Origin of the sequence: Methylobacterium sp. Leaf106 (assembly GCF_001422895.1) — a bacterium.
Classification (GTDB): domain Bacteria; phylum Pseudomonadota; class Alphaproteobacteria; order Rhizobiales; family Beijerinckiaceae; genus Methylobacterium; species Methylobacterium bullatum.
Genome location: NZ_LMNB01000012.1, coordinates 262,590 through 281,415, shown reverse-complemented (window position 1 = coordinate 281,415; position 18,826 = coordinate 262,590). Strand labels below are relative to the sequence as shown.

Genomic DNA, 18,826 nt, shown 5'->3' with positions numbered 1-18,826 from the left:
CGAGCGTGATCGAAGCGGGCTCTCGCCGGCGCTTCGATATCGCAGCCTCAGGCGGCGGCCGGGGTCTCGACTTCGGCGAGCTTCTTGTGGAGCTCGCGCTTGATCAGACGGGCCGTCTGCGACAGCTCGATCTCACGGGCCTTGATGAGGAAGGCATCGAGGCCGCCGCGGTGCTCCACCGAGCGCAGGGCATGGGCCGTGACGCGCAGGCGCACCCGACGCTTCAGAGCGTCCGACTGCAGCGTGACCTGGCACAGGTTCGGCAGGAACCGGCACTTGGTCTTACGGTTCGAGTGGCTCACGAGGTGGCCGGTCTGCACGGCTTTGCCCGTGAGTTCGCAACGGCGCGACATTGTTCTAATTCCCGTCTCGTTCCGCGTCAGACCAGGCGATGGCGGAAGGCCGGTCGCAATGCGCCACGGGCCTCACGCACGCCAGAACCGATCGAGCGGCGTCTCATTGAAGGCGCGAGCCTATAGGGGAGCGGCAGGGTATCCGTCAAGGGCGGAGCCGAGTTTTGCCCATGGGAAACGCCGCACTCGGAGGCTCGCGCCGCGCCGTCCATACGATGTGTTAACCACGAGCGGAGACGATGGCGGAACAATGCCGCCCGGTCTCTTCCGCCGCACGGCGCCACGCCCTGGAACCTCAGAGCCTCAAGCCATGCGTGCCACGCGCCTCCTTCGCGCCAGCCTCCTCGCCACCCTCGGGGCGATTCCCGCCTCCGAGGGATTCGCGCGGCCGAAAGCCACCGCCGCCGCCCCGGCGACGGTCACCGTCGATTACGGCATCGCTCTGGCCGGCATTCCCATCGGCACCGCCCAGGTGTCGGGACAGTTCGAGAGCGCGCGCTACCGCATGGACGTCTCGGCAAGGCTCACCGGCCTCGTGGGCGCCGTGACCGGGGGCATGGGCTCGGCCCGCGCCAGCGGCCTCATCGCGGAGGGGCCGCAGCCGAGCGCCTTTGCCATCTCCACCAAGACCTCGAATTCCGGCATCGCCGTGCGGATGGCGCTGGCGCGCGGCAACGTCACCCAATCGGAGGTGACGCCGCCGCTGATCGACATGGGCGACCGCGTGCCGGTGACCCCGGCCAACAAGCGCGGCATCGTCGATCCGGCCAGCGCCCTGATGATGCCGGCGGTGAGCCGGGGCGAGCTCACCGACCAGGCCAATTGCAACCGCACCATCCCGGTCTTCGACGGCGCGACGCGCTTCAACGTGGTGCTCAGCTACGGCGAGACGCGCAATGTCGAGAAGCCCGGCTATTCCGGCCCCGTCCTCGTCTGCAACGCCCGCTATCAGGCCATCGCCGGGCACCGCCCCGACCGGCCGGGCGTGAAGTTCATGGAGGACAACCGCGACATGTCGGTGTGGCTCGCCCCCGTGGAGGGCACCCGCGTGCTTCTGCCGGTGCGCATCGCCGTGCGCACGACGCTGGGCACCAACATCATCGAGGCGACCCGGTGGAACCGGGGCGGAGCCCAGACCGTGACCGCCCAAGCCGCAGGGCAGGCGTCGGGCCAGGTGGCGCAGGCGACCCTGGTCGACCAATAGACGCGGCTCCGGCCGGGCGGGAATCGTCTGAACGATGGATGGGCAGGTCGTGGACGGGCAGGTCGACATCGCGGTCTCGCGCCTTCGCTCGGCGGGCCTGTTCCTCATCGCCGTCGGCTTCACCGCCACCGCCGCATGGATGCTCCATGTGCGTCCCGAGACGCGAGGGCATGCAATGGCGCCCGGCGGGTACACCGAATTCATGCTGTGGCTCGGGCTGATCTTCTTCGGCGCGGCCAGCCTCGTCGGCGCGCCCCGGATGTTCCGCTCGGGCACGCTGGTCTCCGTCGGGCGCCGGGGCATCTTCGACCGGCGCCTGTCGACGGACTGGATCCCCTGGGACGCGATCGAGGACCTGCGGCCGGTCATGCTCAGCCGCCAGCGCTTCTTCGTGCTGCGCGTCGATCCGGCGCGGTCGGCCGCGTTGCCGATCCTCCCCCGGCGCAGGGCGGGCGCGCGCTTCACCGGCCTCGGGGCGCACGGCTATGCCCTGTCCGGCAACGATCTGGAGGGCGGGTTCGCGGCCCTCGGCGAGGCCCTGTCCGCTGCGGCCGCCTGGCGCATCCCTCCCGGAACCGGAACCACCCGATGACGCGCCGCCCCTTCCCTCTGCGTGGCGTCGTCGCGCTCGCCGCGATCCTGATCGGCGCGCCGGCATGGCCCGGCCCCGCCCGTGCCGGCGGGCTGAGCACGGACATCTCGCCCTGCGGGGGCGACGCTTATTCCTCCGCCGAGGTGATCGAGGGCCGCCCGCCACGGCGCGGCCCCCTCGTGGCGATGCCGGACACGCTCTGCGCCGATCTCGCGCCGCAGCGGCCGGCGGACCCGGTGGAGATCTACGTCGATCCTTATGGACAGAGGGGCGGTGGCTATCGCGGCGGTGGCGCCCCATATGGCGGGGAGACGCAGCGTGGGGTCCGGCCACCCGGGCGGCCCCTGCGCAGCGACGACTGAGACCAGGCGGCCTTCCTCCACGGGCCGCCGCAAGAACCTGCCGCCGGCTTCTCGGCCGAAGGGACCAGCCCCTCGCACATGACGCGCCGCTCCCTCCCCCCGCAGGCCCGCTCGCGCGGCGTCACGGCGGTGCTCGGGCCGACCAATACCGGCAAGACCCATCTCGCCATCGAGCGGATGCTCGCGCATCCGACGGGGATGATCGGGCTGCCCCTGCGCCTGCTGGCGCGGGAAGTCTACCTGCGCGTGGTGGCGCGGGTGGGGGTGGATCAGGTCGCCCTCGTCACCGGCGAGGAGAAGATCAAGCCGGACCGGCCGCGCTACTGGATCTCCACCATCGAGGCGATGCCGCGCGACCTCGACGTCGCCTTCGTGGCCATCGATGAGATCCAGCTCGCCGCCGACATGGACCGCGGCTACGTCTTCACCGACCGCCTGCTGCACCAGCGCGGGCGCGAGGAGACGCTGCTCATCGGCTCCTCCACCATGCTGCCCCTGGTTCAATCGCTGATTCCCGGCGTGCACACCACCACCCGCCCCCGCCTGTCGAAACTGACCTATGCGGGCGAGAAGAAGCTCGGGCGCCTGCCCCGGCGCACGGCCATCGTCGCCTTCTCGGCCGAGGAGGTCTACGCCATCGCCGAGCTGATCCGGCGCCAGCGCGGCGGGGCCGCCGTGGTGCTCGGTGCGCTGTCTCCGCGCACCCGCAACGCCCAGGTGGAGCTCTACCAGTCCGGCGACGTCGATTATCTCATCGCCACCGACGCGGTGGGGATGGGCCTCAACCTCGATGTCGATCACGTCGCCTTCGCGGCGAACTGGAAATACGACGGCACGCGCTTCCGCCGGCTGACGCCCCCCGAGATGGGGCAGATCGCGGGGCGCGCCGGACGCCACCTCTCGGACGGCACCTTCGGCTCCACCGGGCGTTGCGCCCCGTTCGAGCCCGAGATGATCGAGGCCCTGGAGAACCACGATTTCGAGCCCCTCCGGGTGCTGCAATGGCGCAACCCCGATCTCGACTTCTCCTCGCTGAAGGCCCTTCAGGAGAGCCTGGACGCGCATCCCAACGAGAAGGGGCTCACCCGCGCGCCCATGGGCGAGGACCAGTCCGCCCTCGAAATCCTGATGCGCGAGGACGACATCCGCGACATCGCCACCAATCCGACGGTGGTGCGCCGCCTGTGGGACACCTGTGGCGTGCCCGATTACCGCAAGGTCCATCCCCAGACCCATGCGGATCTCGTGGCCCAGTTGTTCCGCTTCCTCATGCGGGGCATGGCCGGGCGCATCCCCAACGACTGGTTCGCCAAGCACGTGGCGATGATCGACCGCACCGACGGCGACATCGATGCCCTGTCCCAGCGCATCGCCCAGGGGCGGACCTGGACCTTCGTCGCGAACCGTCCGGACTGGCTGATTGATCCGGTGCATTGGCAGGGCGAGACGCGTCGGGTAGAGGACAGGCTGTCCGACGCCCTGCACGAGCGCCTTGCGAGCCGTTTCGTCGATCGGCGCACTAGCGTCCTGATGCGGCGCCTGAGAGAGAATACGATGTTGGAAGCTGAGATCACCGCCGGCGGGGACGTTACCGTCGAGGGCCAGCATGTCGGCCATCTGCACGGGTTTCAGTTCGTCGCCGACCCGGGCGCGGAAGGCCACGAGGCCAAGACCCTGCGCAGCGCCGCCGAAAAGGCGCTGGGCGGCGAGATCGAGGCGCGCGCCGAGCGCTTCTCGGCCGCGGCGGATTCGTCCCTGGTCCTGTCCCATGACGGCATCATCCGCTGGACCGGAGACCCGGTCGCCAAGCTGATGCCGGGCGACAAGCTGTTCGAGCCGCATGTACGGCTGCTCGCCGACGAGCAGCTCACGGGCCCGGCCCGCGACAAGGTCGAGACCCGGCTGGTGGCCTGGCTCAAGGCCTATGTGGTCCGCCTCCTCGGCCCGCTGATCGAGATCGAGACGGCGGCCGACCTCGTCGGCCTCTCGAAGGGCATCGGCTACCAGGTCGTGGAATCGCTCGGCGTCCTGGAGCGCTCGAAGGTGATGCACGAGATGCGCACCCTCGATCAGGAAGGGCGCGGGGCGCTGCGCCGCCACGGTGTCCGCTTCGGCGCCTATCACATCTTCCTGCCGGCCCTGCTCAAGCCGGCGCCGCGCACCCTGGCCGCCCAGCTCTGGGCGCTGAAGAACGGCGGCCTCGACCAGCGCGGCCTCGACGAGATCGCGCATCTGGCCGGTTCCGGCCGCACCTCGATCAAGGTCGATCCCGAGATCGCCAAGGGCCTCTACCGCGCCGCCGGCTTCCGCGTCTGCGGCGAGCGCGCCGTGCGCGTCGACATCCTGGAGCGTCTGGCCGACCTGATCCGCCCGGCGGTGACCTATGTGCCCGGCACCACTCCCGGCGAGGCCCCGGCCGGCACCGCCGACGGCGACGCCTTCGTCGCCACCGTAGGCATGACCTCCCTGGTCGGCTGTTCGGGCGAGGATTTCGGATCGATCCTGAAATCCCTCGGCTACGTCGCCGAGAGCCGCCCCGGCCCGGCCATCACCGTTCCGCTGCGCCCCGCCGCCGCGACCCAGCCCATCGCCCCGGCGACCGCATCGACCGACGGGTCGGCGACGGTGTCCGAGGAGGCCGCCCCCGCGACCGACGAGGAGGCCAAGCCGGAAGACGAGACCAAGCCCGAGAACGAAGCCAAGCCGGAAGGCGACACCGCTTCCGAAAACGAGACCACTTCCGAAGGCGAGACCACTTCCGAAGGCGAGGCCTCGACCGACACGGCCGAGCCCGTGGCGGAAGGCGTGCCGAATCCCGAGGCGGTGTCCGAGGAGGCCGCGTCCTCCGAGGCAGCCCTTGCCGAGACCGGCACCGTCGAGGCCGTCCCTGCCGAGGACGAGCCGGCACCGGCCGCCGCCGAGACGGTGGTGGAGGCCACTGAAGAGCCCGAGGCGGCCCCCGTCCCCGTGGCGGAATCCGCGACCCTCGCGGGTATCGAGCCGGAAACCGCCGAGACGGCCTCCGGCGACGCGGCCGAGGCCGAAGCCGCCACGGATTCCGTCCCGGCCGAGCCGGTGCTGGTGGAAATCTGGCGTCTCCAGCGGCATCAGCGCAGTTCCGCCCCGCGGCAGAACCGCCCACGCGGCGGCCGTGACGGCGCACCGGCGGGCAACCGCGCTCCGGGCGAAGGCCGTCAGGACCGGCGCCCCGCTCATGCCGGCGCTCCCCGCGCGGGTGGTCCCGAGGGGGCCGAGCGCAACCGCGGCGGCCAGGGCGACAGGCCCGAGGGAGGCCGCCGGGATGGCGGCCGGCCCGAGGGTGGACGTCCCCCCCGCCGCGAGCGGTTCGAGCCCGGCCGGGTCCGTCCCGAACGCCGCGACGAAGGCCGTCCCGCCGCGCAGCAGGAGCAGCGTCCGCAGCGCCGCGAGCGGGCTCCGGACCCGGATTCGCCCTTCGCCAAGCTGGCGGCACTCAAGGCACAGCTCGAAGCCGGCGACGGCGGCAAGCGCTGAACCGGGGATCTGAAGAGGGCGGATGAAGCCGGGGCGGCAGCGTCTCGACAAGTGGCTCTGGTTCACCCGCTTCGCGCGGAGCCGCTCCCTTGCCGCCGCCCTGGTGGAGGACGGCTTCGTCCGCGTGAACGGGACGCGCGCCGACAATCCCGCCAAGGGGATCGGCATCGGTGACGTGGTCACCGTCGCCGCCGCCCATGTGACGGCGGTGGTTCGGGTGCTGGAACTCGGCGAGCGGCGCGGCCCCGCCCCCGAGGCGCGGGGCCTCTACGCCATCCTGTCGGGCGGCCCGTCCCCGGAACCCGACGACGGCACGGCGTGATCCGCCTCTCCCGCACGGCTACGACAGTCACACGCTCTCGCAGGACGCTCCCGTCCCCTTCTCCTTCCAGGGGAGGGGGCGGTGACGCCTGCCGGATGTGCGCATATCCTAGGCCCTCGGGCGGCGCACGATGGACGTCCCGCCGGTCAGCTCCCGCCAGCCACGAGCGTTTTTGCGGATGAACCCTGTCTTCGCCGATCTCCCCAATACGGTGTTCGACGTGATGTCGGTGCTGGCGCGCGACCTCGGCGCGATCAATCTCGGCCAGGGCTTCCCCGACGATCCCGGCCCGGCCGACGTGCGCGAGAAGGCCGCCGAGGCCCTGCGCGACGGCTACAACCAATACCCGCCGATGATGGGGCTGCCGACCCTGCGCCGCGCCATCGCCGACCATTACGAGCGCCATCAGGGCCTCGCCCTCGACCCCGAGACCGAGGTGATGGTGACGTCGGGCGCCACCGAGGCCCTGGCCGCGAGCCTGCTCGCCCTGGTCTCGCCCGGCGACGAGGTGGTGCTGTTCGAGCCCATGTACGACGCCTACCTGCCCATCGTCCGGCAGGCCGGCGGCATCCCGCGCTTCGTCACCCTGCGGCCTCCGCATTTCCGCCTCGACGAAGAGGCGCTGGCGGAAGCTTTTTCCGAGCGCACGCGGGTCGTCGTGCTCAACAACCCGCTGAACCCCACCGCGACGATGTTCGGGGACCAGGACCTCGCCCTGCTGGCGCGGTTCTGCCAGCGGTTCGACGTGACGGCCGTCTGCGACGAGGTGTGGGAGCACGTGACCTTCGACGGACGCCCCCATCGCCCGCTGATCGGGTTCGAGGGCATGCGGGAGCGGACCGTGAAGATCGGGTCGGCCGGCAAGATCTTCAGCCTGACCGGCTGGAAGGTCGGGTTCGTCATGGCGGCACCACCCCTGCTGAAGGTGGTCTCGAAGGCGCACCAGTTCCTCACCTTCACGACGCCGCCGAACCTCCAGGAGGCGGTGGCCTACGGGCTGGCCAAGGACGAGGCCTATTTCCTCGACATGCGGGCGCGCTTCGCCCGCTCGCGCGACCGGCTGAGCGCCGGCCTCACCGGCCTCGGCTTTTCCGTGCTGCCCTCGCAGGCGACCTACTTCCTCACCATCGACATCGGCGAGCTGGGGCCGCGCCTCGGGCATGCGGACGACGTCGCCTTCTGCCAGGCCCTGGTGCGCGAGCACGGCGTCGCCGCGATCCCGATCAGCGCGTTCTATGCGCGGGGGGCGGTGCGCAACCTGGTGCGGCTGTGCTTCGCCAAGCGGGACGCGACCCTCGACGCCGCCCTGGAGCGGCTCTCCGGCCTGATGCGGGGTCGGGCCGCGTGAGGCCGGGAGGTCTCAGGGCCCCGCCGCTTGCGGACGGCACCGGGCAGGGCCACATCCTGCATCATGACCACGACGCGCATCCCCCGGAGCCCCGCCATGGCCTTCAACGACGCCGTCTTCCCCACTCGCGAATTGCCCTCCCGCGAATTGCCCAACGGCGCCTTCGGCCGGCGCGAGGGGACCGCCACGCGCTTCCGCGCCGAGCCCGACAGCCGGGAAGCGGCGTTGCTGCGGCTGGAGCAGTTCGCCCACCTCATGGACTCGGCGTTCGTGATCCCCGGCATCAACCGCCGGGTGGGGCTCGACGCCGTCGTCGGCCTCGTTCCGATCATCGGCGATGCGGCGGGCATGCTGCTCGCCTCCTACATCGTCTACGAGGCGCGCCGCCTCGGCGCCCCGAAATGGCTGCTCGCCCGGATGGCCATGAACGTGGCCTTCGACGGGGTGATCGGCGCCGTGCCGCTCGCCGGCGACATCTTCGACGCGGCGTTCAAGGCCAATCGTCGCAACGTCCGTCTGCTGCGCCGCCACCTCGAGAAAACCGGCGGCCTGCGCCCCAACGAGATCGAGGGAACGGCCGTCCGTCTCGACGGCTGACGCACAATCCAATAGGGGCGGTCTCATGAACGAGATCGCCCGCCCCGCGGAAGCCGTCCCCGTCACCGCCCCGCCTCCCCTCGCGCCGGTGGTGCGGGGGCTGTCGCCGTTGAACCGGCGGCGGCTCTCGAATTTCCGGCGCAACCGGCTCGGCTTCTGGTCCTTCGTGATCTTCGTCGGCCTGTTCGGCCTGAGCCTGTTCGCCGAGTTCATCGCCAACGACCGGCCCCTTGTGGTGTCCTACAAGGGCGAGATCCTGTTTCCCGTCCTCATCGACTACCCGGACGAGAAGTTCGGCGGGTTCTACGCGCGGCCGAACTACCGCTCTGCGGAGACGCGGAAAGAGATCGCCGAGAACGGCTGGGCGGTCTGGCCGCCGATCCCGTATTCCTACGACACGATCATCGACGGGCTGCCGACCCCCTCGCCCTCGCCGCCCACCTGGATGCTGACCGACGAGCAGTGCCAGGCCGCGGCCAAGCAGGATGGCGCGGAGACCGCGGGCCGGGAGGGGTGCAAGGGCCTGGAGATGCACTGGCTCGGCACCGACAACACCACCCGCGACGTGCTGGCGCGGGTCATCTACGGATTTCGCATCTCGGTGCTGTTCGGGCTCATCCTGGCCCTGGTCTCCTCGGTGATCGGCGTCATCGCCGGCGCGGTGCAGGGCTATTTCGGCGGCTGGGTCGATCTCGCCCTGCAGCGCTTCATCGAGGTCTGGAGCGGCATCCCGACCCTCTACCTCATCATCATCATCTCGGCCTTCATCGCGCCGGGCTTCTTCGTGCTGCTCGGCATCCTGCTGCTGTTCTCCTGGGTGGCCCTGGTCGGCGTGGTGCGGGCCGAGTTCCTGCGGGCGCGCAACTTCGAATATGTCCGCGCCGCCCGTGCGCTGGGCCTGTCCAACATCCGCATCATGAGCCGGCACCTCCTGCCCAACGCCATGGTGGCGACGCTGACCTTCATGCCGTTCATCCTCAACGGCTCGATCGGCACGCTGACCTCCCTCGACTTCCTCGGTTTCGGCCTGCCCCCCGGCTCGGCCTCGCTGGGCGAGCTGCTGGCGCAGGGCAAGGACAACATCCAGGCCCCCTGGCTCGGGCTGACCGGCTTCTTCGTGGTGGCGGTGATGCTGAGCCTGCTGATCTTCGCGGGCGAGGCCGTGCGCGACGCCTTCGACCCCCGCAAGACGTTCAAGTAAAAACCACGTCCCAGTAAAAACCGCCTGGCGCCTGAGACCCGCCGAGGTGGGTCTCAGGTTTTAATCCCCCCCGCGCGCCTCCACCGCAGGTTCCGATGGAATCCGATCGGAGCGTCATGCGTTGTCCGGGGCGGCATCCTCGATCCGGCCGCGAGATTCCATCCTCATGGATCCGGAGATACGATGTCCGACGCCTCGCATACGACGCCGTCCCGCCGCCTCTTCATGGCCGGCAGCCTCGCCGGAATCGGCGGTGTGCTGGCCTCCGAGCGCGCCGCCGCGCAGGCGATCCCCGCCACCCCCACCGGCCGGCCCGAGCCCAAGCTCGACCAGCCCCCGCCCCTGCCGCGCGACAAGCATCTGGGCTGGGCCGTGGTCGGCCTCGGCGATTTCGCCCAGGCCCAGATCCTGCCCGCCTTCCAGCGCGCACGGCGCTCCAGGGCCGTCGCCCTCGTCTCCGGCAACCCGGAGAAGGCGAAGTCCGTCGCCGCCCGCTACGGGATCGGACCGGGCGGCCTCTACGATTACGCCTCGATGGGGAAGATGGCCGACAACGCGGACATCGCCGCCGTCTGTGTCATCACGCCGAACTCCACCCATGCCGACCTGACCATCAAGGCCCTGGAGGCGGGCAAGCACGTCCTCTGCGAGAAGCCGATGGCGACGAGTTCCGCCGAGTGCCGTCGGATGATCGACGCCGCCAAGGCCGCCGACCGCCGCCTGATGATCGCCTACCGGGTGCATTGGGAGCCGCACAACCTGCGCGCCAAGGCGATGATGGATGCGGGCGAGCTCGGCGAGGTGCGCTTCGCCTCCTCCGACCATCACCGGCCCCTCGAGCCGGGAAAGCCCCGCGACCAGTGGCGCATGTTGAAGGCCGTGGCCGGCGGCGGGTCGCTCGTGGATATCGGCATCTACGGCCTCAACGGCATCCAATGGTTCTTCGGCGAGAGCCCGTCCTCGGTCTCCGCCTCGATGCATGCGCCTGCCGGCGATCCGCGCTTCGCCGAGGTGGAGGACGTGTTCACGGCCCAGCTCGTCTTCCCCTCGGGCCGGCACGCCACGGTCTCGTCGGGCTACAGCGCCGACAAGAAGCGGATCGACCTGTGGGGCGACAAGGCGGTCGCCACCCTCGATCCCGGCACCGCCTACCAGGGCAACCGCCTCGTGGTCGGCAACGCCAAACGCGCGGACGAGATCCTGACGGCGGAGGGCGACGCGGTGCAGTTCACCGGCGAGATCGACCACCTCTCGCAGGTCATCGCGGAGGGTGGGGAGTTGCGCACGCCCGGCGAGATGGGCCTGCGCGACGTCCGCCTGATCGAGGCGCTCTACCAGGCGGCGGCGACGCGCCGATGGGTCGATCTCAACCCGGACATGACGATGCGGCCGGGCACGCCCTGACGGCGGCGATCGGGTTTAACGCATCTCGGCATGCAGGCAGACGGCGTCCCTCTCCCCGTTGTGGGGAGAGGCCAGGAGTGGGGGTGGCGCCGCTGGCCTCCGCCGGCCGAGGGTCGCCCAACCACCCCCACCTCCAACTCCTCCCCACAAGGGGGAGGAGGGCAGGGCGGCGCTCCCATCCGGAAACGGACAACTCGAAAAAATCGGTCTTGCGTGTGGATCGTGGCGATTCCGGCGGAGGGCGCACAGGAACGAATCGGGTACCATGGACACGTATGTCATCACGCTCGGCGGCTTTGGGGCTCTGGTGCTCCTCACCGCCTGGCTGCCGATGGTGCTTCGGCAATTGCCGCTGTCACTGCCGATCTGCTGCGTCGCGATCGGGGCCGGCCTGTCGCTGATCCCGGGGATCGGCGAGTTCTCCCCACGGCCGGAGCATCACCTGCGCCTCATCGAGAAGGTCAGCGAGTTCGTCGTCATCATCTCGCTGATGGGGGCCGGGCTGAAGCTCGACCGCCGGGTCGGCTGGAAAAGCTGGATGGTGACGTGGCGCCTCCTCGCCATCGCCATGCCCCTGACGATCCTCGCCCTCGGATTCCTGGCCTCGCATCTCCTCGGCCTCGGCATCGCCGCGTCCCTGCTCATCGCCGCCGCCCTGGCGCCCACCGACCCGGTCCTCGCCTCCGACGTCCAGGTCGGCCCGCCGTCGGAGGGAGAGGAAGACGAGATGCGCTTCGGCCTCACCTCCGAGGCCGGGCTGAACGACGGGCTCGCCTTTCCCTTCGTCAACCTCGCCATCGCGTTCGCCGCCTCCTCCGGCCTGAATGCCGCCGGGTGGACCGAATGGGTCGGCCTCTCGCTGGTCTGGAAGATCCTGGCGGGGGTGGCCCTGGGCGCCGCCATCGGGCGGGGCTTCGGCTGGCTGACCTTCCACCTGCCGAACCGCGCCCGCCTGTCGCGCACCGGCGACGGCTTCGTGGCTCTCGGCATCACCTGCCTCACCTATGCCGCCGTGGAGGCGGTGCACGGCTATGGCTTCATCGGCGTCTTCGTCGCGGCCCTGGCCATGCGCTGGTCCGACCAGGGCCACGATTACCATCACGCCCTCCACGGGTCTGCGGAGGCGTTCGAGCGGCTGGCGATGATGATCCTCCTCGTCGGCTTCGGCCTCGCCCTCGGCGGCGGGCTCCTGCGCGACCTCACCTGGGCGGGGGCCGCCTTCGCGTGTCTCGTCATCTTCGTGGTGCGTCCGCTCTGCGGCTGGGTCAGCCTCGTCGGGCACGACCAGCCCTTCGCCGAGCGGGCGGTGATCAGCGTCTTCGGGATCAGGGGGCTCGGCACGATCTACTATCTCGCCTTCGCCCTCGGGCATGCGCGGTTCGAGGGGGCGGGCCTGTTGTGGAGCACCGCGGGGTTGACGATCCTCCTCTCCATCGTCCTGCACGGGGTCAGCGTCTCGCCGGTGCTGGGCTTTCTCGACCGCCGCAGCGGGCGCGATACCGAGAGCGCCCAGCTCGACCTGCCGCTGGCCTCACGCCGCGCCGAATGAAGCCGGGGAACGGGGCCTGTCGCCCGAGCGACATCGGTGCTCGTATTGGCCGGATACCCTGCAAATTTTCCTCCGCCCGACCAAAAACAAAGCCCAAGTTTTTCATGGCATTTGCTAAATCCCGCCATTGGGAGTACATGACGGTGATCGAAGCGTGATCAGATTTTCATTTGCTGAAGCCAAACGGCTTTTGCTGAACGAAAGTCGGGTGCGAATCGAGACAACGGAGAAGGCCTGACATCTTCGTCCGGACCTCCGAACTATGATGCCCGCAAGGGCGAAGGATTATGATGGCTGTCGGTACTGTTAAGTGGTTCAACGAGCAAAAGGGCTTCGGCTTCATCCAGCCGGATAACGGCGGCAACGACGTGTTCGTGCACATCTCCGCCGTCGAGCGCGCCGGTATGCGCGGTCTCGCCGAAGGCCAGAAGGTCTCCTACGAAATGGAAACCGACAAGCGTAGCGGCAAGCAGTCCGCCGGCAGCCTCCAGGCCGCCTGAGCCACGTGCCGCATGAGCCATGCCGGGTTCCCTGAGAATCCGACAATGGTTACGGAGCCGCTCTTCATTGGAGAGCGGCTTCCTGCGTTTTCGATGACGTCTTTTTCCTATGCGGCCTTGCCCCGCCGCATTCCAAACCAGGATTCTGTGTGAGCCAATTCAACGAAAACTCCATGACCGACCGCCTCAAGGCTTCGCAGGAAGCCCGTCAGGCCGCGCTGGCGCGTTTCCGCGACCGCCCGGCCGCCGACGATCCGACGGTGGTCGCCCGCAAGGCCGAGCGTGAGGCCATCGCCCGCGAGCGCGAAATCCGCGTCGCCGCCCGCGAGGCCGAGCGCGCCGCCGCCGCTGCGCAGGCCGTCGCCGAAGCCGAGGCCGAGCGTGAGCGTCAGGCCATCGAAGCGGCTCGCGTCGCCGAGGAGAAGATCGCCCTCGCCGCCGCCGCGCGCATCGAGCAGAAGCAGCAGCGCGATGCGCGCTACGCCGCCCGCAAGGCCAAGGCCCGCAAGTAGGGCGGACCGGTGCCGCATCGGTCTTGAGTGAGGGGCGTATCCCGCTTCCCCGAGACCGGTGCCGCGAAACGAAATCCCGGAGAGCCGTCCCGACCCATAGGTTCGGGACGGGCATCCACTGGGTTCGACGTCGGGGCCGCTCGTCAGCGATCGGCCCGTCACGTCGAATGGGTTGGCTCGGTCCTTTGTGAGGGTTCGGGCGCAGGGTGGCATCGCCGGACGGAGCTGCCACCCATCTCGTCCTTTTTTCGCAAGGTCACGGGCTTTCGGCCACAGGCTTTCGGCAAGGCGACGCGCGACCACGAACACCCGTCCGGGGACGCGGAGCCCCTTTCGCGTCGACTACAGAAAGGCACTCCCATGGCCCATAAGTTCAAGCTCGGGCAGCGTGTGCGCCGCGCCCGCATCGGCTATGCCGACGTCAAGGCCGATCCCGCCGACGTGTTCGAGATCGTCCGCCTCGTTCCCGAGGACCAGACCGGCGAGCCGTTCTACCGGATCAAGTCCGGCGGCGGCGAGCGCGCCGTCCGCGAAGGCGAGATCACCCTCGCCTCGTGAGACTTGGCCTCCGGCCCGGCCGGAGGCAGAGACGAAAAAGGCCCCGCATCCGAGGATGCGGGGCCTTTTTCATGGGTGCTGCGTTCGGCCGGTCGAGGTCAGTGACCGCCCTCGGTGGCGTTGCGGGTCGCCTCGTAGAGGAACCAGGTGCGCTCCTCGGCCTGGTCGATCCACTCCTCCAGCAGGCTCGTGGTGGAGACGTCCTTGGCCTCGTCCGTCACCTCGTGCAGCTCGCGCATGTTGGCGGTGAGGGTCTTGTTGTCGTCGCGCAGCTCGGCCAGCATTTCGAGGGGGCCGACATACTCGGCGTCGTTGTCCTCGACGCGGGACAGCTTCGAGGCCTGACCCAGCGACCGCAGGGTGGTGCCGCCGATCTTGCGGGCGCGCTCGCCGACATCGTCGATGATGCCGAAGATCTGCTGCGACTGCTCGTCGAGCATCAGGTGGTAATCGCGAAAGTTCGGGCCGCTCACGTGCCAGTGGAAGTTCTTCGTCTTCACATACAGCGCGAAGAGGTCCGACAGCAGGACGGTCAGGCCCTCGGCGATCTTCTTCGTCGCCTCGGGGGCGAGATCGGTCGGGGTGTTCAGGCGATCCCCGTCGACGCGCGTGCGTCCGCTCAAGCTCTTTGCCATGACGTCATAACTCCGTTTGAATTCCGATCGCGGGCGGCGTCCAGCGCACGCCCCATGACGAGAAAAAGCCGGAGACAGGGGGGAAAGTTCCGCATCCCAGCCATGAGCGGAGCGAGGCCCGTCGATTGCCCTCGCTCCATGCCCCCGAAGAAGGGGTTCGGCACCCCTCTGCTCGGCATCGATGATTCGGAGTCGGATGGAACGCTCGCGCAGGGCTGACGGCCCATGGCGCGGCCCGGGGTGATCCGCGCCGCGCCTTTCGGGGTCGATCGGGCCGATGCCGGGGACGTCGGAGCGCGATCTCCGACCGCCGGCTCACCCGAACAGGAAGTGCCCGGCATCGATCAACTCTGCCTTCGTCACGTCGTGCAGGATGATTTTATGCGTCGGGTCGGGGTCGCCCACGACGGTGATCTGCGTGTCGGCGCCTCTGTGGACCGCGGTCAAGGTCAGGTCTTCGATCTTCGACGCGAGCGCCGATACGTCGAGATAATCGTGGGCGACAGCGAATTTGAAGATCTCGTCCCGCCCAAAGTCGCCGGCGAAGGTGAAGGTGTCTCGCCCCCCTCCGCCGAAGAGTTTGTCCGAGCCGTTGCCGCCACGGATTTCGGCATCGCCGGACCGCGCGACGATGCGGTCGTTGCCGGCCTCGCCGCTGAGATCGCTCGGGTAGCGGCTGCTCCCGATGATGACGTCGTTGCCGGCTCCCCCGGAAATGCTACCGTACCCCGTCCCCAGACTGAGCCAGTCGTCGCCCGCGTCTCCCTGAAGAAAGTTGCTTTGGGCACCACCGGTGATGTGATCGTTACCGATCCCCCCGCTCGCATAGCGTCCGCCGGAACCGAGGCGTATCGTGTCGTCGCCGCCATCGCCGAAGACGGACGCCATTCCGCCGGCCAGTTCGATGACGTCGTCGCCGTCCTGACCCCTTATGGTCGACAGGCCGTTGCCGCCGGTGACGTGGTCGGCACCCTGGGTCGCGTAGAGGGTGCGGGGTGCGCTTGCCGTCGTCGACAGGACGATGGCCACGCCCTGAGTGACCTCCGACAGATCCAGGGACGACCCCGATCCGACATGGACGGCCTCGATGCTCCTGAACGTGTCGTCGGTGAAGCTGAACGCGTCCGCTCCCTGCAGGAACAGCTTGTCGTTGCCCGCGCCGCCATCGACGGCCGCTCCGGCGCGGTGAAGGACGAGACGATCGTTGCCATCCCCGCCCAGGAGCGTATCCGCCTCACCGGTGCTGCGCAGGGTGTCGTTGCCGCCCCCACCGTCCAGGCGATTCTGGCCCCTCCCCCCTTCGAGAACGTCATTGCCGTCGAGGCCGAGAAGGGTGTCCGCACCGGACCCGCCGCGAAGGATGTCGTCGAACACGTGCCCCTGCAGGAAAACAGAGCCTTTGTTGTCGGAAAAGTCGATGAGATAACTCAATTCCCAATAATAGAATTTGTGATCGTATCTCGCGCCGGTATCCTCGTTCACTAAAGCTCCATTGAAAGGAGCATCGTGCCTGGGTGTCCAATTCGCGATATAACTGTAAGACGACGTGCTCGAATCGTAGATTTGACCGTCAATATACACAAAACTGTAACGCTCCGAATCGAATACGGGTCCGCGCGTATAATGAACGACAGGCATAGAATCCCCCAGGCAATAAAACTCTAGAACATAGCCAGACGCAACAATTGGCGTGAACGCTATTGATCGCCGAGGGGGATTAGAAAGCAGACTTTCTCCGCATCGGCAAATGTACCGATAAGCACCCTGTCGATGATGCAGCCGAACAATTGAAGAGAACTATTAAGGACGAGGCCGGATGATCCGGCACGTCTCTCTCGGTCGAAATCTGACGGGTGGAACCCAGGGACTGGGTGCGATCGGGACCCATTACCGAAGTAGGGAACGTCCGCTCGCTGGCTGGCCGGTGAGGCAGCGACTTGAAGTTGTAACGGATCGTTATGCAACGATTCGGTTTTGGCTAGATCGATCGCGGGAATCCAATATTATAGATATAGCGAGACGCGCTCCTAGTCTTTCTCAATCAAGTAAAATATTTTTATTTTATGAAATGGCAGATTACAATGAAGATTGAATCGCGGCTAAAAGGCAGCTTAGCGCAGGCCGTTGTCAAAGCAGTATTCTCGCATTGGCGATATAGAGTTATTCCGTTTGGCATAGAAGAAACACTGCGCGAAGTTGTAACTCTAGATAAGGAAAAGTATAAAGAACTTCGCTTACCTAAGATTATCAGAACTATGCCTGATTATATAATTGCTTCTATGGATATGAATTCCGTTCATTTAGTAGAGGTTAAATTCAGAAACAAGTGGTCGACATTAAATCGAAAACGGCTGTTCAATGAACTACAACCTCAGGCCAAACACTGGGGAGCATTGCTCGTTGTTTTCGTTTTTAAAAACTTCCTAGATGAGGGAGCCTGCATCAAATGTCTTTCTTTACAATCTAATCCGAAAGATAATTATCTAGAAGTGATTTCTTCAGAGGGGACAAAAAATTGGAATGACGTAGAGGAGAAAGATTTTCGTGATCTTTCAGAATTTTTTAACGTACTAACAACAGACACCGCTGATTTTAAAAAAGCGCTAAAGTCAATAGTATCTGCTGAGCAAGACCTCTCGGGGGACACAAGCGATCTCAACTCAACTACACTTATACAATCGCCGCCCTCTGATAATGCTACGCCTCCCCCGCGTCCAATCCCAAAGCTCCCTCCTATATCGCGGCCCAGACCAAGCCCGGCTGCGAAGTCATAGTAATTGCTTTTAAGTGCCGCAGCGCTATTCGCAGACAATGCAGATGGGTCTGAGATGATACGTCCGCTTTGGAATCGAGAACCAAGGACGGGTCGCCACCCAACTTGGACGTTCGGCGGGTCCCAAGCGTCGGAGTTCCACCACCGGTTCCGGCGTCGCCATGGCATCACCGGGCGGAGTCATTCGCCCGGAATCCGTTCGAGCACGCGATACGCGTGCGGAATTGCCGTGAGCCGTTCGACGTGTTTGCCCGAGGCTTTGCGTCGTCCCGAGGTGCTTTCCAGGGATCGCCCTATCTGCCCGGATTCACGCCATCGCGAAAAGAGAACCCGGCGGGCCGTGCCCGCCGGGGACGGGCGACCTCAGGTCAGCACGACGACGCGGGTGCCGATCTCGACGCGGCCGTAGAGGTCGATCACGTCCTGGTTGATCATGCGGATGCAGCCGGACGAGACGCTGAGCCCGATGGATTCGGGCTCCAGGGTGCCGTGGATGCGGTAGAGCGTGTCCTTGTTGTCCTGCCACAGGTAATGCGCCCGCGCACCGAGCGGGTTGCGGGAGCCGCCGGGAACGCCGAGGCCGCTCTGGAGCTGGGTCACCGAGCGGGCGAGCTTGGGCGTGCGGGCGATCATCTCCTTGGGCGGATACCAGTCCGGCCACATCTGCTTGGAATTCACCGTCGAGACGCCCGACCAGGAAAAACCCTGCTTGCCGACGCCGACGCCGTAGCGCCGCGCCCGGCCATTGGGCTGGACCAGGGTGAGGTGGTGCGCGCGCGGATCGACCACGATGGTGCCGGGGGGCTCGCGGCCGGTATAGGCGATCTCCTGGCGCAGGAAGACCGGGTTCGCCTTGCGCCAGTTGAAGGCATGGACCGGGAACGGCTCGTCGGTGATCGCCGCATAGGCCTTGGCGTAGTCGATCGGCCCGTCATCCACCGGACGCGCCACCGCGTTGCCCTGGTTGGCCGGCGGCGGCTGCTGCGCCCGGCGGCGGGCATTGGGATCGGCATAGGGGTCCGCGTCGGGATCGTCCTCGAAGCGCGGGGCGGCCGTGCGCTCGCCATAGGGCTCGTAGCGCCCGCCCCGCCGGCGGTAGAGCCGCCCGGCCTCGTCCCGGTAGAGACGGTCGTCGTCATAGGGGCCGTAACCGTCCTCCGCCTCGATGGAGAGCCGGCCGCGGACCTGGGCGAGGGCGGCGAGCGGAGAACCGATCAGGACCAGGGCCGCGCCCGCGCCGCTGAGCAGGGTCCGCCGGCTGACGGGGAGAACGGGGGGGTCGGAGATGAAGCGTTCGGACTCGGTGTGTTCAGGCTCGGAGCGTTCGGACATGGGGTACTCGAGGATGGGCCCCTCGCCAGGGCGCGAGGACTAAAGCCAAGATCGTGCGGTGACTTAGCAAG

18 protein-coding genes and 1 pseudogene are annotated in these 18,826 nt (G+C 67.6%); 14 read left to right on the top strand and 5 right to left on the bottom strand.

Annotation, left to right across the window (positions count from 1 at the left end):
- Positions 1 to 47: 47 nt before the first annotated feature.
- Positions 48 to 353: a 50S ribosomal protein L28 gene (gene rpmB, locus ASF34_RS09205; protein ID WP_018046086.1), complete on the bottom strand. Its 306-nt coding sequence runs from the start codon at positions 351 to 353 to the stop codon at positions 48 to 50.
- Positions 354 to 663: 310 nt separating this feature from the next.
- Between rpmB and ASF34_RS09200 the strand changes: the two genes are divergently transcribed.
- The 13 genes from ASF34_RS09200 (at position 664) to ASF34_RS09140 (ending at position 14,015) form a co-directional block, all read left to right on the top strand.
- Positions 664 to 1,557, top strand: a complete 894-nt coding sequence (locus ASF34_RS09200; RefSeq protein ID WP_018046085.1) for a DUF3108 domain-containing protein — start codon at positions 664 to 666, stop codon at positions 1,555 to 1,557.
- A 34-nt stretch (positions 1,558 to 1,591) separates the two neighbouring features.
- On the top strand, positions 1,592 to 2,149 hold the full coding sequence (locus ASF34_RS09195) for a hypothetical protein (protein ID WP_056160663.1): 558 nt from the start codon (positions 1,592 to 1,594) through the stop codon (positions 2,147 to 2,149).
- Entirely contained in the window at positions 2,146 to 2,511 is a 366-nt protein-coding gene (locus tag ASF34_RS09190) for a hypothetical protein (protein ID WP_056160661.1), read from the top strand. Before ASF34_RS09195 ends, ASF34_RS09190 begins: the two co-directional genes overlap by 4 nt.
- A 78-nt stretch (positions 2,512 to 2,589) precedes the next feature.
- A complete protein-coding gene (locus tag ASF34_RS09185; RefSeq protein ID WP_056160660.1) occupies positions 2,590 to 6,024 on the top strand; it encodes a helicase-related protein in 3,435 nt (1,144 codons plus the stop codon).
- A gap of 22 nt (positions 6,025 to 6,046) precedes the next feature.
- Positions 6,047 to 6,346 (top strand): S4 domain-containing protein, encoded by a 300-nt coding sequence (locus ASF34_RS09180; protein ID WP_018046081.1) that lies wholly within the window; start codon positions 6,047 to 6,049, stop codon positions 6,344 to 6,346.
- 178 nt (positions 6,347 to 6,524) lie between these two features.
- Positions 6,525 to 7,694 (top strand): aminotransferase, encoded by a 1,170-nt coding sequence (locus ASF34_RS09175; RefSeq protein WP_056160658.1) that lies wholly within the window; start codon positions 6,525 to 6,527, stop codon positions 7,692 to 7,694.
- A gap of 96 nt (positions 7,695 to 7,790) precedes the next feature.
- Entirely contained in the window at positions 7,791 to 8,291 is a 501-nt protein-coding gene (locus tag ASF34_RS09170; protein WP_156465683.1) for a DUF4112 domain-containing protein, read from the top strand.
- Between the two features lie 25 nt (positions 8,292 to 8,316).
- Entirely contained in the window at positions 8,317 to 9,492 is a 1,176-nt protein-coding gene (locus ASF34_RS09165; RefSeq protein WP_018046078.1) for an ABC transporter permease, read from the top strand.
- A gap of 183 nt (positions 9,493 to 9,675) precedes the next feature.
- On the top strand, positions 9,676 to 10,896 hold the full coding sequence (locus tag ASF34_RS09160) for a Gfo/Idh/MocA family protein (protein ID WP_056160656.1): 1,221 nt from the start codon (positions 9,676 to 9,678) through the stop codon (positions 10,894 to 10,896).
- A 265-nt stretch (positions 10,897 to 11,161) separates the two neighbouring features.
- Positions 11,162 to 12,445, top strand: coding sequence for a cation:proton antiporter (locus ASF34_RS09155; RefSeq protein WP_056160654.1), 1,284 nt, complete (start codon positions 11,162 to 11,164; stop codon positions 12,443 to 12,445).
- A 290-nt stretch (positions 12,446 to 12,735) separates the two neighbouring features.
- Positions 12,736 to 12,945, top strand: coding sequence for a cold-shock protein (locus ASF34_RS09150; protein WP_026176335.1), 210 nt, complete (start codon positions 12,736 to 12,738; stop codon positions 12,943 to 12,945).
- Between the two features lie 149 nt (positions 12,946 to 13,094).
- The gene (locus tag ASF34_RS09145) at positions 13,095 to 13,457 is read left to right on the top strand and encodes a DUF6481 family protein (protein WP_026176334.1); all 363 of its coding nucleotides are present in this window, start codon (positions 13,095 to 13,097) and stop codon (positions 13,455 to 13,457) included.
- 360 nt (positions 13,458 to 13,817) lie between these two features.
- Positions 13,818 to 14,015, top strand: coding sequence for a hypothetical protein (locus tag ASF34_RS09140; protein ID WP_018046073.1), 198 nt, complete (start codon positions 13,818 to 13,820; stop codon positions 14,013 to 14,015).
- Positions 14,016 to 14,113: 98 nt separating this feature from the next.
- On the opposite strand, the gene ASF34_RS09135 is transcribed toward ASF34_RS09140, so the two are convergent.
- From ASF34_RS09135 to ASF34_RS23755, 3 genes and pseudogenes are all read right to left on the bottom strand, one after another.
- Entirely contained in the window at positions 14,114 to 14,650 is a 537-nt protein-coding gene (locus tag ASF34_RS09135) for a Dps family protein (protein WP_018046072.1), read from the bottom strand.
- Positions 14,651 to 14,965: 315 nt separating this feature from the next.
- Entirely contained in the window at positions 14,966 to 15,679 is a 714-nt protein-coding gene (locus ASF34_RS23425; protein WP_082494120.1) for a calcium-binding protein, read from the bottom strand.
- Between the two features lie 201 nt (positions 15,680 to 15,880).
- Positions 15,881 to 16,288: pseudogene (locus tag ASF34_RS23755) on the bottom strand (hypothetical protein); the annotation flags it as partial.
- A 443-nt stretch (positions 16,289 to 16,731) separates the two neighbouring features.
- Here ASF34_RS23755 and ASF34_RS22730 point away from each other — a divergent pair.
- Positions 16,732 to 17,424 carry a hypothetical protein gene (locus ASF34_RS22730; RefSeq protein ID WP_156465681.1) on the top strand — a complete coding sequence of 231 codons (693 nt, stop codon included), beginning with the start codon at positions 16,732 to 16,734 and terminating at the stop codon, positions 17,422 to 17,424.
- 362 nt (positions 17,425 to 17,786) lie between these two features.
- Here the strand turns inward: ASF34_RS22730 and ASF34_RS09125 are convergent, their stop codons facing one another.
- Positions 17,787 to 18,755, bottom strand: a complete 969-nt coding sequence (locus tag ASF34_RS09125) for a L,D-transpeptidase (RefSeq protein ID WP_156465680.1) — start codon at positions 18,753 to 18,755, stop codon at positions 17,787 to 17,789.
- Positions 18,756 to 18,826: the final 71 nt, after the last annotated feature.

Excerpts from the sequence above, each read along its gene's own strand:
- ASF34_RS09160 (WP_056160656.1), top strand. The coding sequence starts at position 9,676 with ATGTCCGACGCCTCGCATACGACGCCGTCCCGCCGCCTCTTCATGGCC.
- ASF34_RS09150 (WP_026176335.1), top strand. The coding sequence starts at position 12,736 with ATGGCTGTCGGTACTGTTAAGTGGTTCAACGAGCAAAAGGGCTTCGGC.
- ASF34_RS09185 (WP_056160660.1), top strand. The coding sequence starts at position 2,590 with ATGACGCGCCGCTCCCTCCCCCCGCAGGCCCGCTCGCGCGGCGTCACG.
- ASF34_RS09155 (WP_056160654.1), top strand. The coding sequence starts at position 11,162 with ATGGACACGTATGTCATCACGCTCGGCGGCTTTGGGGCTCTGGTGCTC.
- ASF34_RS09180 (WP_018046081.1), top strand. The coding sequence starts at position 6,047 with ATGAAGCCGGGGCGGCAGCGTCTCGACAAGTGGCTCTGGTTCACCCGC.
- rpmB (WP_018046086.1), bottom strand. The coding sequence starts at position 353 with ATGTCGCGCCGTTGCGAACTCACGGGCAAAGCCGTGCAGACCGGCCAC.
- ASF34_RS09190 (WP_056160661.1), top strand. The coding sequence starts at position 2,146 with ATGACGCGCCGCCCCTTCCCTCTGCGTGGCGTCGTCGCGCTCGCCGCG.
- ASF34_RS09140 (WP_018046073.1), top strand. The coding sequence starts at position 13,818 with ATGGCCCATAAGTTCAAGCTCGGGCAGCGTGTGCGCCGCGCCCGCATC.
- ASF34_RS09200 (WP_018046085.1), top strand. The coding sequence starts at position 664 with ATGCGTGCCACGCGCCTCCTTCGCGCCAGCCTCCTCGCCACCCTCGGG.
- ASF34_RS09170 (WP_156465683.1), top strand. The coding sequence starts at position 7,791 with ATGGCCTTCAACGACGCCGTCTTCCCCACTCGCGAATTGCCCTCCCGC.
- ASF34_RS09165 (WP_018046078.1), top strand. The coding sequence starts at position 8,317 with ATGAACGAGATCGCCCGCCCCGCGGAAGCCGTCCCCGTCACCGCCCCG.
- ASF34_RS09125 (WP_156465680.1), bottom strand. The coding sequence starts at position 18,755 with ATGTCCGAACGCTCCGAGCCTGAACACACCGAGTCCGAACGCTTCATC.
- ASF34_RS09195 (WP_056160663.1), top strand. The coding sequence starts at position 1,592 with ATGGATGGGCAGGTCGTGGACGGGCAGGTCGACATCGCGGTCTCGCGC.
- ASF34_RS09175 (WP_056160658.1), top strand. The coding sequence starts at position 6,525 with ATGAACCCTGTCTTCGCCGATCTCCCCAATACGGTGTTCGACGTGATG.
- ASF34_RS09135 (WP_018046072.1), bottom strand. The coding sequence starts at position 14,650 with ATGGCAAAGAGCTTGAGCGGACGCACGCGCGTCGACGGGGATCGCCTG.
- ASF34_RS22730 (WP_156465681.1), top strand. The coding sequence starts at position 16,732 with ATGAAGATTGAATCGCGGCTAAAAGGCAGCTTAGCGCAGGCCGTTGTC.